The sequence below is a fragment of the Streptomyces sp. NPDC048277 genome (genome assembly GCF_040652235.1).
In the GTDB taxonomy this organism is placed as follows: Bacteria; Actinomycetota; Actinomycetes; order Streptomycetales; family Streptomycetaceae; genus Streptomyces.
Window position 1 is genome coordinate 33,810 of the sequence record NZ_JBEZLQ010000032.1, and the last position, 13,563, is coordinate 47,372.

Genomic DNA, 13,563 nt, shown 5'->3' on the forward strand with positions numbered 1-13,563 from the left:
GCCCTGAGGTTCCCAGGGCCTCATGCTGCTTCTCAGTGACAGGGGTTCGCATGGTCAACGAGCAGTCAGTGAGACGGAGGCTGGACGTGTTCTCCTGCAAGTTCCGCTCGCATCTGTACCCGGAACCGTTCGGTGAGATCTTGCATCGTGACCAAGTCCTTGGCGTCAACGGCTATCCGCCACGCTTCCGCGAACTCTCGCGCTTCGTCGCTGCCGAAGGCATGGAGCCCAATCAGCGCTTCCGTGCTCATCTCGATGCGTCGGCTCTTGTTCCAGTAGTGCTCAAGCTCTTCGAGCTTGAGGGACTCTTCGTCTGTTCGGTACTTCACGCGTCGAAGATCCAGATCGGCAACTCGGAGCGCAGCGAAGTACGCGTCCCGCCGCTCCTTCATTAGCTGGGAGCGTTGTTCCGCTGCACGTGACTGCCCGACCATCCGCTCTGTGTGTGATCTCCCCTGCGCACCTGCCAGCCATGTGAAGATCACGCCCACAGTCCCCGAGGCACCCGTGATGACGGGTGCTATCCATTCCCAGGCCATATCGCCCATCGTGCTGCCCGGCGGAGCCACACGAAGGAGCTTTCGGCAATCCGCTGCGGAACGAGCGAGATACTGCATGTGGCTTCTGAGCAGGCCCGACACCCATGAAGATCATTACGTGGCCATTACGTGATCACTGTCGTGAGACTGCATCGAGCCGCATCCGCCTGCACAAACAACAAGACCCCGCACCCAGCAAACGCGCTGGCGGCGGGGTCTTTAGGCACCTCATCTAAGGTGCCCCCGGCAGGATTCGAACCTGCGCACACGGCTCCGGAGGCCGTTGCTCTATCCCCTGAGCTACGGGGGCGTCTGGCGTTGAGCTGTTGCTCGCGGCGACGGACAGAACACTACCAGCTCGTCCGGGGTGTTCATGAACGGGTTTCCTGGGGGTCGCTCCCCCGCAGGAGGTGGAAGTCCGGAAAACCCGGACGCGGTGGCCGGTCCGGACCTACTCTCGAGTTGTGCCAGGGGCGTCGGGTCGGGTGCTTGTTGTGGACGACAACAAGGTCATCCGGCAGCTGATCAGGGTCAATCTCGAACTGGAGGGTCTCGAGGTCGTGACCGCGGCCGACGGTGCCGAGTGTCTGGATGTCGTTCATCGGGTGCGGCCCGACGTGATCACTCTCGATGTCGTCATGCCCCGGCTGGACGGGCTGCGGACGGCCGCCCAGCTTCGTGCCGACCCCCGGACCCGTGATCTTCCGCTCGCCATCGTCAGCGCCTGTACGCAGTACGAGGTCGAGGCCGGGCTGGACGTCGGCGTCGACGCCTTTCTCGCCAAGCCCTTCGAGCCCGCCGAACTCATCAGGACGGTAAGAGAGTTGATGGCGCGGGGGCGCGGTGGTGAGCAGCGCGCCGGCGGGGGAGTGGCCGGGGCGGTGGAGCTGTCCGGGGAGAGGGCGGGGGGCAACCCGGCCTACCCGTGACGCCGGGAACCCCGTCGTCGTACCGGATCGCACCGTCCACATCCCGGAACCGTCCTCAAACCGGCTCGCCTACCCACCCCCCTCCTCCCCTACGCTTGTCCCGTGACCCCCGTCGAGCTCTCCCGTACCGTGCTGCGCGCGGTGCGTCGTGCTGTGGACGAGGGGGAGCTCAGCGTGACCGTGCCGGAGCGGGTCGTGGTGACGCCGCCGGGGCCCGGTGGGTGCGGGGACTACGCCACCAACGTCGCGCTGCAGCTCGCCCGCCCGGCCGGGCAGCCGCCGCTGCGGGTGGCCGAGATCCTGCTGCCCCACCTCTCGAACTGCGCCGGCGTCGGTGACGTCGTCGTCACCGGACCCGGCTTCCTCAACATCAGCCTCACCCCCCTCGCGTCCCCGACGGCGACCCTGGTCGAGGACATCCGCGCCCTCGGGCCCGGCTACGGCCACGGCGACGCCCTCGCCGGACAGGTGGTCGCGCTTCGGGTGCCGTACGACGTCCGGGCCGAAGTCGTCGCCGACGCCGTGGTGCGGATCGTCGCCGCCCAGGGCGGCCGTGGCGAGGTCGAGCACGGCGAGCCGGTGAACCTGCGGCCCGTGCCCGCGCCGGAGGACCCCGCGCCGCTCGGGCCAGACGCCGCCCAGTGGGCGCTGCTGCATCCCGCCGCCCACGACCGGCCCCGGATCACCGCCGACCATCTGGTGCAGCGGGAGGGCAACCCGCTGTTCCGGGTCCGGTACGCGCACGCCCGGGTACGCGCCGTCGGGCGTGGGGCCGGGCGGCTGGGGTTCGGTGCCGTACCCGGCGATGTCCCCGACGCCCCGAGCGCCCTGGTCACCGCCCTCGCCGACTACCCCCGCATCCTCACCGCCGCGGCCACCCACCGCGCCCCCGACCGGCTCGCCCGGCACCTGGTCACCGTCGCCGATGCCGCCCTGCCGTACCTGCCGACCGTGCTGCCCCGCGGCGACGAGAAACCCTCGGCCGCCCACCGTGCCCGGCTCGCCCTCGCCGAAGCCACCGGGACGGTGCTGGCCGGCGGCCTGTCCCTGCTCGGCATCGACGCACCCGATCACCTCTGAAGAGAGCGCCAGAAGAGCAATGAGCCGATCCGCACACCCCGCCGGGCCCCGGCACGCCGATGTCCTGCCCGAGGGCCACTACGCCGCTCCGCCCACCGACCTCAACTCCCTCGACCCCAAGGTGTGGGCCCAGACCGTCACGCGTGACGGTGACGGGGTCGTCACCGTCGGCGGGGTCGATGTGAAGACCCTCGCGGCGCAGCACGGCACCCCCGCCTACATCCTCGACGAGGCCGACTTCCGGGCACGCGCGCGTGCGTGGCGTACCGCCTTCGGGCACGACGCCGACGTCTTCTACGCCGGCAAGGCCTTCCTGTCCCGGGCCGTCGTGCGCTGGCTGGACGAGGAGGGGCTCAACCTGGACGTGTGTTCCGGTGGGGAGCTGGCCACGGCGCTGTCCGCCGGGATGCCCGCCGAGCGGATCGCCTTCCACGGCAACAACAAGTCCACGGAGGAGATCGAGCGGGCGGTGCGCGCCGGTGTGGGGCGGATCGTGCTCGACTCCTTCCAGGAGATCGTGCGGGTCGCGCACATCGCGCAGTCCCTGGGCAAGCGGCAGCGGGTGCAGATCCGTATCACCGTCGGTGTCGAGGCGCACACGCACGAGTTCATCGCCACGGCACACGAGGACCAGAAGTTCGGGATTCCGCTGGCCGGGGGGCAGGCGGCGGAGGCCGTGCGGCGGGCGTTGCAGCTGGACGGGCTGGAGCTCATCGGCATCCACTCGCACATCGGGTCGCAGATCTTCGACATGTCCGGCTTCGAGGTCGCCGCGCACCGGGTCGTCGGGCTGCTCAAGGACATCCGGGACGAGCACGGCGTCGAGCTGCCCGAGATCGATCTCGGCGGCGGGCTCGGGATCGCGTACACCAGTGACGACGACCCGCGCGAGCCGCACGAGATCGCCAAGGCGCTCACCGAGATCGTGACGCGGGAGTGCGAGTCCGCCAAGCTGCGTACGCCGCGGATCTCCGTCGAGCCCGGGCGTGCCATCGTCGGGCCCACCGCCTTCACGCTCTACGAGGTCGGCACCATCAAGCCCCTCGACGGGCTGCGCACCTACGTCTCCGTCGACGGCGGCATGTCCGACAACATCCGGACCGCGCTGTACGACGCCGAGTACAGCGTCGCCCTGGTGTCGCGGACGAGCGAGGCCGAGCCGATGCTCGCCCGCGTCGTCGGCAAGCACTGCGAGAGCGGGGACATCGTGGTCAAGGACGCGTTCCTGCCGGGCGACCTGGCACCCGGTGACCTCATCGCCGTACCGGCCACCGGCGCCTACTGCCGTTCCATGGCGAGCAATTACAACCATGTGCTCCGGCCGCCCGTCGTCGCGGTGAACGACGGCGAGGCCCGGGTGATCGTCCGCCGGGAGACGGAGGAGGACCTCCTGCGTCTGGACGTCGGCTGAGCAACGGAACAGGGCCCGGAAGATCTCCTGTCTTCCGGTCCTCACAGAATGAAATAGATGTCTCACGATCCGGACGAAGGGTAGAAACTCCCGTCCGGTGAGTGAGACTGGTCCAACCGTAGACGGTATGAGGAAACGAGGTCGGATGATGCGTACGCGTCCGCTGAAGGTGGCGCTGCTGGGCTGTGGGGTTGTCGGCTCAGAGGTGGCGCGCATCATGACGACGCACGCCGACGACCTCGCCCAGCGGATCGGCGCCCCGATCGAGCTGGCCGGTGTCGCGGTACGGCGGCCCTCCAAGGTCCGTGAGGGCATCGACCCGAATCTGGTCACCACCGATGCCACGGCCCTCGTGAAACGCGGCGACATCGACGTGGTCGTCGAGGTCATCGGCGGTATCGAGCCCGCCCGCACCCTCATCACCACCGCCTTCGAGCACGGCGCCTCCGTGGTCTCCGCCAACAAGGCGCTGCTCGCCCAGGACGGGGCCGCCCTGCACGCGGCCGCCGAGGCCAACGACAAGGACCTCTACTACGAGGCCGCCGTCGCCGGCGCCATCCCGCTGATCCGGCCGCTGCGCGAGTCCCTCGCCGGCGACAAGATCAACCGGGTGATGGGCATCGTCAACGGGACGACCAACTTCATCCTCGACAAGATGGACAGCACGGGGGCGGGCTACCAGGAGGCCCTCGACGAGGCCACCGCCCTGGGGTACGCGGAGGCCGACCCGACCGCCGACGTCGAGGGCTTCGACGCCGCCGCCAAGGCCGCCATCCTCGCCGGGATCGCCTTCCACTCGCGGGTGCGCCTCGACGACGTCTACCGCGAGGGCATGACCGAGGTCACCGCCTCCGACTTCGCCTCCGCCAAGAACATGGGCTGCACCATCAAGCTGCTCGCCATCTGCGAGCGCGCCGAGGACGGCGGCTCGGTCACCGCACGCGTGCACCCCGCGATGATTCCCCTGACCCACCCGCTCGCCTCCGTGCGCGGTGCGTACAACGCCGTCTTCGTCGAGTCCGACGCGGCCGGTCAGCTGATGTTCTACGGGCCCGGCGCCGGCGGCGCGCCTACGGCCTCCGCGGTCCTCGGCGACCTGGTCGCCGTCTGCCGCAACCGGCTCAGCGGGGCAACGGGGCCCGGCGAGTCGGCGTACGCCGCTCTGCCCGTCTCGCCGATGGGCGATGTCGTCACGCGCTACCACATCAGCCTCGACGTCGCCGACAAACCGGGTGTTCTCGCCCAGGTCGCCACCGTGTTCGCAGAGCACGGGGTTTCCATCGATACGGTTCGGCAGACGGGCAAGGACGGCGAGGCCTCCCTCGTCGTCGTCACCCACCGGGCCTCCGACGCCTCCCTGTCCGGGACCGTCGAGGCGCTGCGCAAGCTCGACACCGTGCGGGGTGTCGCCAGCATCATGCGGGTTGAAGGAGAGTAACCAGCAATGACTCACCAGTGGCGCGGAATCATCGAGGAGTACCGGGACCGGCTGCCCGTCTCCGACACCACGCCGGTCGTGACGCTCCGCGAGGGCGGCACGCCCCTCGTGCCCGCGCAGGTGCTCTCCGAGCGCACGGGCTGCGAGGTCCACCTCAAGGTGGAGGGTGCGAACCCGACCGGGTCCTTCAAGGACCGCGGTATGACCATGGCCATCAGCAAGGCCAAGGAGGAGGGCGCGCAGGCCGTCATCTGCGCCTCCACCGGCAACACCTCCGCCTCCGCCGCCGCGTACGCCGTGCGCGCCGGGATGGTCTCCGCCGTGCTGGTGCCCCGCGGCAAGATCGCGCTCGGCAAGATGGGCCAGGCCCTCGTGCACGGCGCGAAGATCCTCCAGGTCGACGGCAACTTCGACGACTGCCTCACCCTCGCCCGCGAGCTGAGCGAGAACTACCCGGTGGCGCTGGTCAATTCGGTCAACCCGGTGCGCATCGAGGGCCAGAAGACCGCCGCCTTCGAGATCGTGGACATGCTCGGCGACGCGCCCGACATCCACGTCCTGCCGGTCGGCAACGCGGGCAACATCACCGCGTACTGGAAGGGCTACAAGGAGTACGCCGGTGACGGCATCTCCGCCAAGACCCCCCGGATGTGGGGTTTCCAGGCCTCCGGCAGCGCCCCGATCGTGCGCGGCGAGATCGTCAAGGACCCGTCGACCATCGCCACCGCGATCCGCATCGGCAACCCCGCCTCCTGGCAGTTCGCGCTCGCGGCCCGGGACGAGTCCGAGGGCCTCATCGACGAGGTGACGGACCGTGAGATCCTGCGCGCCTACCGGCTGTTGGCCGCGCAGGAGGGTGTCTTCGTGGAGCCCGCCTCCGCCGCCTCCGTCGCCGGTCTGCTCAAGGCCGCCGAGCAGGGCAAGGTCGACCCGGGCCAGCGCATTGTCTGCACGGTCACCGGCAACGGTCTGAAGGACCCCGACTGGGCCGTCGCCGGCGCCCCGCAGCCGGTCACCGTGCCGGTGGACGCCGCGACCGCGGCCGAGCGGCTGGGCCTCGCCTAGAGAACCGCTCCAGCGGTACTCGAGAAGCGCTCGAGGAGTACTTGAGCAGCAGCCGAGCGAGGGCACTCCCTACGGAGGGGGCACAGGGGGCTTACGACACGCATCGTGCGCCTCCTGTGCGCCCTATGTCGCCACAGAACCTTCCTTCGATAGGCTGTAGTGAACCCGCCCGCTGCATATGCCTCCGCATATGGCGCGGTGCCGCGCCGTCTCCACGGCCCGAGGGTCTTCACGTACCTATCGGATGTCACCTATCGAATGTCATTCGACCATCACGCAGCTCAAGGAGAGTCATCGAGCGATGGCCGGTCCAGCGTTCCGCGCCGCCGCCGTCCGGGTGCGCGTTCCCGCCACCAGCGCCAACCTGGGTCCGGGCTTCGACGCCCTGGGCCTCGCGCTGGGGCTCTACGACGACGTCGTCGTCCGGGTGGCCGACTCCGGGCTGCACATCGACATCGCGGGTGAGGGCAGCGAGACGCTGCCGCGTGACGAGAGCCACCTTCTCGTACGTTCCCTGCGCACCGCCTTCGACCTGCTGGGCGGACAGCCCCGCGGCCTGGAGATCGTGTGCGCCAACCGCATCCCGCACGGCCGCGGCCTCGGCTCCTCCTCCGCCGCGATCTGCGCCGGCATCGTCGCCGCCCGCGCCGTGACCATAGGCGGCGAGACCAGGCTCGACGACGCCGCCCTGCTCGAACTGGCCACCGAGATCGAGGGCCACCCCGACAACGTCGCGGCCTGTCTGCTGGGCGGCTTCACGCTCTCCTGGATGGAGTCCGGCGCCGCCCGGGCGATCAGGATGGAGCCCGCCGATTCCATCGTTCCGGTGGTTTTCGTGCCCGGGAAGCCGGTCCTGACCGAGACGGCGCGCGGACTGCTCCCGCGCACCGTGCCGCACGTCGATGCCGCCGCCAACGCGGGCCGTGCCGCCCTGCTCGTCGAGGCCCTCACCCGGCGCCCCGAGCTGCTGCTGCCCGCCACCGAGGACCGTCTGCACCAGGAGTACCGCGCCCCGGCCATGCCGGAGAGCGCCGCACTGGTGGAGCGGCTGCGCGCCGACGGGATCCCCGCCGTGATCTCCGGCGCCGGACCCACCGTCATGGCGCTGGTCGACACCGACAGCGCCGACAAGGTGCAGGCCCTGGCCGGCGCCGACTGGGCGGCCAACCGGCTGAGCCTGGATGTACTGGGAGCGAGCGTGCTGCCGCTTGCGACCTGACACACGGTTGCCGGATTTGGAGAGGGGGAATGTTTGTTGGATCCGGTAGTGTTAACCTCAAGTCTGCACCCGACCCCACCATGGCGAGGTGCTTCGTGTCCCCGTCCGGGACAGACATTCTTCCGGGAGTCTCCCAAGTCACTCAGCGTTCCGTATGTCGTACCTGGGCAGTACGCCGTACGCGGGCACTGAGCGGGCCGCTGGGCACGCTCCGGAATTGGTGCGACCACGCCGCGTGACACAGGGTGCCACGGCTCGTCGAGGAAGCGCCGTCATCAGAAATCCTCTTCCGCCGCTTTGGCGGACCACCGCCCCGGCACGGTCCACACAAGCAAGGACCGAAAGCCGGACAGCACAACCGGTCGCCGAGCCAGACAGGCCGACGTCCGCTCCAGGGAAGGACCCTTCGTGAGCGACACCACCGATCTGATGGGCGCACGTGTCGAGGAGACCGCTGCCGCGCCCGCCACGGACGCCTCCGCGCCTGCCACCGGTGCCGGCTCCCGGCGGCGCCGCGGTACCGGCCTCGAGGGCATGGTGCTGGCCGAGCTTCAGCAGGTCGCATCCGGCCTCGGCATCAGGGGCACGGCGCGTATGCGCAAGAGCCAGCTGATCGAGGTCATCAAGGAGGCGCAGGCCGGCGGGGAGGCCCCCGCCAAGGCCGAGTCGGCCACCGAGACCAAGCCGAAGCGCCGGGCCACCTCCAAGGCCCGTACGGGCGACGACGCCGAGAAGAAGGCGGAGCAGCCCGCCGAGGCCCCCGCCGAGAAGGCCGTGGCCCAGCAGCAGATCGAGATCCCCGGCCAGCCGGCCAGCGAGGACGCGCCGACCGAGCGCCGCCGTCGCCGCGCCACCGCCGAGGCGGGCAGCCCGGCCGCGAACAGCACCGACACGATCGTCGCCGAGGCGAAGACCGAGCCGAAGGCGGAGACCTCCGTCGCGCAGCCGCAGCAGCAGCCCCAGGGCGAGGCCGACGGCGAGGGCCGCGGCCGCCGCGACCGCCGCGACCGCGGCCGTGACCGCGACCGCCGTGGCAAGGGCGACGAGCAGCAGGGCGGCGGCCAGGGCGGCCGCCAGGACCGGCCGGACCGTCAGGACCGGCCGGACCGTCAGCAGCAGGGCCAGCAGCAGGGCGGCGGCCGTCAGGACCGCAACGCCGGCCCGCAGGACGACGACGAGTTCGGTGACCGCCGTGGCCGCCGTGGCCGTTACCGGGACCGCCGTGGCCGCCGTGGCCGCGACGAGATCGGCGGCGCCGAGCCGCAGCTCGCCGACGACGACGTCCTGATCCCCGTCGCGGGCATCCTCGACATCCTCGACAACTACGCGTTCATCCGGACCTCCGGCTACCTGCCCGGTCCGAACGACGTGTACGTCTCCCTCGCCCAGGTCCGCAAGAACGGCCTGCGCAAGGGCGACCACATCACCGGCGCGGTCCGCCAGCCCAAGGAAGGCGAGCGGCGCGAGAAGTTCAACGCGCTGGTCCGCCTGGACTCCGTCAACGGCATGGCGCCCGAACACGGCCGCGGCCGCCCGGAGTTCAACAAGCTGACCCCGCTCTACCCGCAGGACCGCCTCCGCCTGGAGACCGACCCGGGCATCCTCACCACCCGCATCATCGACCTCGTCGCGCCGATCGGTAAGGGCCAGCGCGGTCTGATCGTGGCCCCGCCGAAGACCGGCAAGACCATGATCATGCAGGCGATCGCCAACGCGATCACGCACAACAACCCCGAGTGCCACCTGATGGTCGTCCTGGTCGACGAGCGTCCGGAAGAGGTCACCGACATGCAGCGGTCGGTCAAGGGCGAGGTCATCTCCTCGACCTTCGACCGCCCGGCCGAGGACCACACCACGGTCGCCGAGCTGGCGATCGAGCGTGCCAAGCGTCTGGTCGAGCTCGGCCACGACGTCGTCGTGCTGCTCGACTCGATCACGCGTCTGGGCCGTGCGTACAACCTCGCGGCGCCGGCCTCCGGCCGCATCCTGTCCGGTGGTGTCGACTCGACCGCCCTGTACCCGCCGAAGCGCTTCTTCGGTGCGGCCCGCAACATCGAGGACGGCGGCTCGCTGACCATCCTCGCCACCGCCCTGGTGGACACCGGGTCCCGCATGGACGAGGTGATCTTCGAGGAGTTCAAGGGCACTGGCAACGCCGAGCTCAAGCTCGACCGCAAGCTCGCCGACAAGCGCATCTTCCCGGCGGTGGACGTGGACGCGTCCGGCACCCGCAAGGAGGAGATCCTGCTCGGCAACGAGGAGCTGGCGGTCGTCTGGAAGCTGCGCCGGGTGCTGCACGCGCTCGACCAGCAGCAGGCGATCGAGCTGCTGCTCGACAAGATGAAGCAGACGAAGTCGAACGTCGAGTTCCTGATGCAGATCCAGAAGACGACGCCGATGCCCGGCAACGGAGACTGAGCGCTGTCGTAGAACAACGAAAAGGGCCGCCCTCTGCAAGCCGCAGGGGGCGGCCCTTTTGTGCTGTGTCTCCAGTTACACCAATCCAAACCCTTTACCTCTACTTTGCCTGGGTGAAGGGTTTGGTGGTGGGAGTGGCGAACGCGGAGGGCCGGTCCACCGGTGCGGCCGAAATCCGCTCTCGGTGGAAGGCGGGCGATCACGCCCCGTCGGACAGCAGCTTCTTGACTGCGAACGATCCGGTGGCGGGAGCCGCGCACGGGGTGACATCCGTTTCTCCGCCCGCCGCCGTACCCGCCTCGCAGAGTCGGCCGCCCTTCTCGCGCAGGTCGAGGTAGAAGCGCGTGACCTTGCCGTCCTGCTCGAGGCCGTGGATGCGCTCGTCGACGTGGCCGAGGCCGTTCAAGCTCTTGCGGACCTTGGCGGGGGTGGGCTTCGAGACTGCCTGCAGCGCCTGGATGATGCGCTGTTCGTGCTGGACGCTCGCACACCGGTCTCGGTCGCTCAACTGCGCCCCTGTGGGGGCAGCGGGCTCGATCGGGTCGGTCGGGGGAGTCTCGCCGGGTGCGAGGCTCTGCTTCCCTTCGGGGCCGGTCGGCTCCTTGTCGGTGGGGCCGGACGCGGACTCGACGGTCGAAGAACACGGTTGCGCGACCTTGTCGAGCATCGCTGCGAACGCCGCCTGCTCGGGGGCCGACTGTGCGGCACTCCCGCTGTCGCTCGACCCGTTGTTTCCGCAGCCGGCAAGCGCCAGTGCGGCGAGGGCGGCGGCCGCGAGGGTGCGGCGGGGGCGGGCGAAGGCGCTGATGGGGGCAGCGATGGGTGTCATGCGCGCAGTCTCCGGCCGCTATCCCGCAACGCGCATGAGTATGGGTACTCATTTGCATGCGCTGCTGGCGGCCAATAGGCGGCGCTTTGCCTGAGCTATGGAAACGGTGCTGTGCATTCCGTGCTTTGCTGCACGAGGGGGGAACTCGTGCAGCGTCAACCGGACGCTGGTCCAGGGCAGTTCCGGAGTGGCGGGCACTCTGGAGGCGGGTGCCGAGTACGTGGTGGTCGGCATACCGGGCGAGGGCCTTGTGGCCACCCCCGGCCCGAACGCGTCGCCATCGGTGTCCCGGGCGAGGACATCGGTACGGTCGCCGACGCGGGCGCCGTGATGGTCTTCGGTCTACGCAGTGCGCCGGGCACCCCGACCGCCGCGCAGGCGGCGGGCACCAGTCTGTACGGCACGCGGGCCAACCTCTACATCGGCATGCCCTATGGACCGGGCGCCTACGGCTCCCTTCGTGACCGGAGGCACCGCACAGCCGTCCCCGCCTACGCACCGGGCGCGGGCGGACTCCCGGCCGTCGGGCTGCGGTTCGGCATGTCCGCTCGGTGAGCGAGCAAAGGGCTGCCCCGCAAGACGCAGGGGGCAGCCCTTTGCGTTTCTTTCTCCGATGTACCATCACGCTCTTCGGTCAATTGACCGAATCACGAACTCCTGATCCCGAGGGGGGACTTAGGTGGGTACACCCATGTCCGGGAGCGGTCGTCACAGACGCCGGATACGTTTCGCTCTGCCCGTGGCCGCGGCCGGAGTCGCCGCCGCCGTCACGGCCGCACTGATCTCGACGTCCGCCAGCGCGGCCACTCTGCCGACGCCGACGGTCAAGCCGGTCGTCAGCACCACCTCGCAGGCCACGCTGAACGCGCGTATCGCCGGCGCCCTGGCCACCGACAGCGCGACGACGACCAAGTCGACGTCCACGTCGTCCTCCAAGACGAGCTCCAGCGGCTCGGCCGTCTCGCCGAAGATCATCGGCGGTAGTGAGACCACCATCTCCACGGCGCCCTGGATGGCCCAGCTCTGGTACTACGACGACAAGGGCACCACCAGCACCAGCGACGACGTCGGCTTCTTCTGCGGCGGCTCGGTCGTCTCGCCGACGAAGATCCTCACCGCCGCGCACTGCGTCAAGGACGAGAACGGCAAGGCCTACAACTGGAAGGCCTACGGCGCCGTCATCACCGGCACCGCCTCGCTGCCCACCACCAACAGCGACGGCACCGCCAACCTGCACGGCGGCGTCGTCACCGGCGTACTGCGCCAGTGGAACAACCCGTCGTTCAGCCCGTCGACGATCAACAACGACATCGCCGTGCTCACCCTGGCCGCCCCGGTCACGGCCACGCCGATCAAGCTGACGACGTCCACCGACACGGCCTCCTACGCGGCCGGCAAGAGCGCGACGGTCTACGGCTGGGGGCGCACCAGCTCCACCTCGGACGACATCTCCGAGACCCTGAAGACGGCCACGCTGCCGATCCAGTCGGACAGCACCTGCTCGTCCTACTTCGGCAGCCTGTTCATCAAGGGCCACATGGTCTGCGCCGGCACTCCCGCCACCGGCTCCGACACCGGCTCCACCGCCACCTGCAACGGCGACTCCGGCGGCCCGCTGGTCGTCGGCGGCCGGATCGTCGGCGTGGTCTCGTGGGGTGTCACGGACAACGGCGTCGAGTGCGTCGTGCAGGGCTCCTACAGCGTCTTCACGAAGGTCAGCACCTACGTCGGTGCCGTCTACCCGCAGATCGCCGACACCAACCTGAGCTACACCGACGGCAAGGCGGACCTGTTCGCCCGCAAGTCGTCGAGCAAGGTCGGCTACGAGCTGGACTCCAAGGGCACCTCGCTCGCCTCCCGTGTCTCCTGGGGCGACTGGAGCGGCGTCAACGTCATCCTGCAGGCCGACCTCAACCGCGACGGCTACCAGGACCTCGTCTACCGGGTGTCCTCCACCGGTGACGTCTACTGGGACCACTTCGTGCTGAACAGTGCCCGCACCAGCGGCTCCTGGGCCACGAAGAAGATCTTCTCCAACTGGAAGACCCGCAAGGCGATCATCATTCCCGGTGACCTCACCGGTGACTACCTGCCCGACGTGCTCTCCGAGGACTCCAGCGGTGTGCTGTGGCTGTACCCGGGCAAGGGCAACGGCACGTTCGGCAGTGCCGTTCGGATCGGCGGCGGCTGGAGCCAGTACAACCAGCTGCGCGGTGTCGGTGACTTCAACGGCGACGGCAAGGCCGACCTGCTGGCCCGCAAGAGCAGCGGCGGCGACCTGTACCTGTACAAGGGCACCGGCAAGTCCGGCACCGGCCTCTTCTCGGCCCGTGTGAAGGTCCGTACCGGCTGGACCGGCTTCAACACGCTCGTCGCGGTCGGCGACCTCACCGGCGACGGCAAGGCGGACCTGCTGGCCCGTACGACCGGCGGCACGCTGTACCTCTACCCGGGCACCGGCAAGGGCACCAGCGAGATCTTTGCCACAAGGAAGTCGCTCGGTACCGGTTTCCAGCAGTACGACATCTTCGGCTGAAATACCTGGTGAGCGGGGTTCGCCCCACTTGCCCCCTTACGCAGTGTGCCCATCGCCCTACGCGGTGGGCACACTGCGTTGTGCAACCCTTTCCCGAGT

General features: G+C 69.6%; 11 protein-coding genes and 1 tRNA gene. 10 read left to right on the forward strand and 2 right to left on the reverse strand.

Features of this window, described 5'->3' with window-relative positions; translation table 11 throughout:
• Positions 1 to 50: 50 nt before the first annotated feature.
• Complete coding sequence (locus AB0D85_RS44260) at positions 51 to 395, forward strand: hypothetical protein (protein ID WP_362334310.1); 345 nt, start codon at positions 51 to 53, stop codon at positions 393 to 395.
• Positions 396 to 777: 382 nt separating this feature from the next.
• On the opposite strand, the gene AB0D85_RS44265 is transcribed toward AB0D85_RS44260, so the two are convergent.
• Positions 778 to 849 (reverse strand) — tRNA-Arg (locus AB0D85_RS44265).
• Between the two features lie 76 nt (positions 850 to 925).
• On the opposite strand from AB0D85_RS44265, the gene AB0D85_RS44270 reads away from it, so the two are divergent.
• From AB0D85_RS44270 to rho, 7 genes are all read left to right on the forward strand, one after another.
• Positions 926 to 1,468, forward strand: coding sequence for a response regulator (locus AB0D85_RS44270; RefSeq protein ID WP_362334589.1), 543 nt, complete (start codon positions 926 to 928; stop codon positions 1,466 to 1,468).
• Positions 1,469 to 1,570: 102 nt separating this feature from the next.
• Positions 1,571 to 2,548, forward strand: a complete 978-nt coding sequence (nrtL, locus tag AB0D85_RS44275; RefSeq protein ID WP_362334314.1) for an ArgS-related anticodon-binding protein NrtL — start codon at positions 1,571 to 1,573, stop codon at positions 2,546 to 2,548.
• Between the two features lie 19 nt (positions 2,549 to 2,567).
• Positions 2,568 to 3,959, forward strand: coding sequence for a diaminopimelate decarboxylase (gene lysA, locus AB0D85_RS44280; protein ID WP_362334317.1), 1,392 nt, complete (start codon positions 2,568 to 2,570; stop codon positions 3,957 to 3,959).
• 145 nt (positions 3,960 to 4,104) lie between these two features.
• Positions 4,105 to 5,397, forward strand: coding sequence for a homoserine dehydrogenase (locus AB0D85_RS44285; protein ID WP_362334320.1), 1,293 nt, complete (start codon positions 4,105 to 4,107; stop codon positions 5,395 to 5,397).
• A gap of 6 nt (positions 5,398 to 5,403) precedes the next feature.
• Positions 5,404 to 6,462 (forward strand): threonine synthase, encoded by a 1,059-nt coding sequence (thrC, locus tag AB0D85_RS44290; protein ID WP_362334323.1) that lies wholly within the window; start codon positions 5,404 to 5,406, stop codon positions 6,460 to 6,462.
• A gap of 301 nt (positions 6,463 to 6,763) precedes the next feature.
• A complete protein-coding gene (thrB, locus tag AB0D85_RS44295) occupies positions 6,764 to 7,681 on the forward strand; it encodes a homoserine kinase (RefSeq protein ID WP_362334327.1) in 918 nt (305 codons plus the stop codon).
• Positions 7,682 to 8,089: 408 nt separating this feature from the next.
• Positions 8,090 to 10,099: a transcription termination factor Rho gene (rho, locus tag AB0D85_RS44300; protein WP_362334330.1), complete on the forward strand. Its 2,010-nt coding sequence runs from the start codon at positions 8,090 to 8,092 to the stop codon at positions 10,097 to 10,099.
• 199 nt (positions 10,100 to 10,298) lie between these two features.
• On the opposite strand, the gene AB0D85_RS44305 is transcribed toward rho, so the two are convergent.
• Positions 10,299 to 10,928 carry a hypothetical protein gene (locus AB0D85_RS44305; protein WP_362334333.1) on the reverse strand — a complete coding sequence of 210 codons (630 nt, stop codon included), beginning with the start codon at positions 10,926 to 10,928 and terminating at the stop codon, positions 10,299 to 10,301.
• A 330-nt stretch (positions 10,929 to 11,258) separates the two neighbouring features.
• Here AB0D85_RS44305 and AB0D85_RS44310 point away from each other — a divergent pair, with 330 nt between their 5' ends.
• Positions 11,259 to 11,483, forward strand: coding sequence for a hypothetical protein (locus tag AB0D85_RS44310; protein WP_362334336.1), 225 nt, complete (start codon positions 11,259 to 11,261; stop codon positions 11,481 to 11,483).
• 136 nt (positions 11,484 to 11,619) lie between these two features.
• Positions 11,620 to 13,464 (forward strand): trypsin-like serine protease, encoded by a 1,845-nt coding sequence (locus AB0D85_RS44315; RefSeq protein ID WP_362334339.1) that lies wholly within the window; start codon positions 11,620 to 11,622, stop codon positions 13,462 to 13,464.
• The last annotated feature ends 99 nt before the right edge of the window (positions 13,465 to 13,563 follow it).

Excerpts from the sequence above, each read along its gene's own strand:
- AB0D85_RS44260 (WP_362334310.1), top strand. The coding sequence starts at position 51 with ATGGTCAACGAGCAGTCAGTGAGACGGAGGCTGGACGTGTTCTCCTGC.
- lysA (WP_362334317.1), top strand. The coding sequence starts at position 2,568 with ATGAGCCGATCCGCACACCCCGCCGGGCCCCGGCACGCCGATGTCCTG.
- AB0D85_RS44285 (WP_362334320.1), top strand. The coding sequence starts at position 4,105 with ATGATGCGTACGCGTCCGCTGAAGGTGGCGCTGCTGGGCTGTGGGGTT.
- thrC (WP_362334323.1), top strand. The coding sequence starts at position 5,404 with ATGACTCACCAGTGGCGCGGAATCATCGAGGAGTACCGGGACCGGCTG.
- thrB (WP_362334327.1), top strand. The coding sequence starts at position 6,764 with ATGGCCGGTCCAGCGTTCCGCGCCGCCGCCGTCCGGGTGCGCGTTCCC.
- AB0D85_RS44305 (WP_362334333.1), bottom strand. The coding sequence starts at position 10,928 with ATGACACCCATCGCTGCCCCCATCAGCGCCTTCGCCCGCCCCCGCCGC.
- AB0D85_RS44310 (WP_362334336.1), top strand. The coding sequence starts at position 11,259 with ATGGTCTTCGGTCTACGCAGTGCGCCGGGCACCCCGACCGCCGCGCAG.
- AB0D85_RS44315 (WP_362334339.1), top strand. The coding sequence starts at position 11,620 with ATGTCCGGGAGCGGTCGTCACAGACGCCGGATACGTTTCGCTCTGCCC.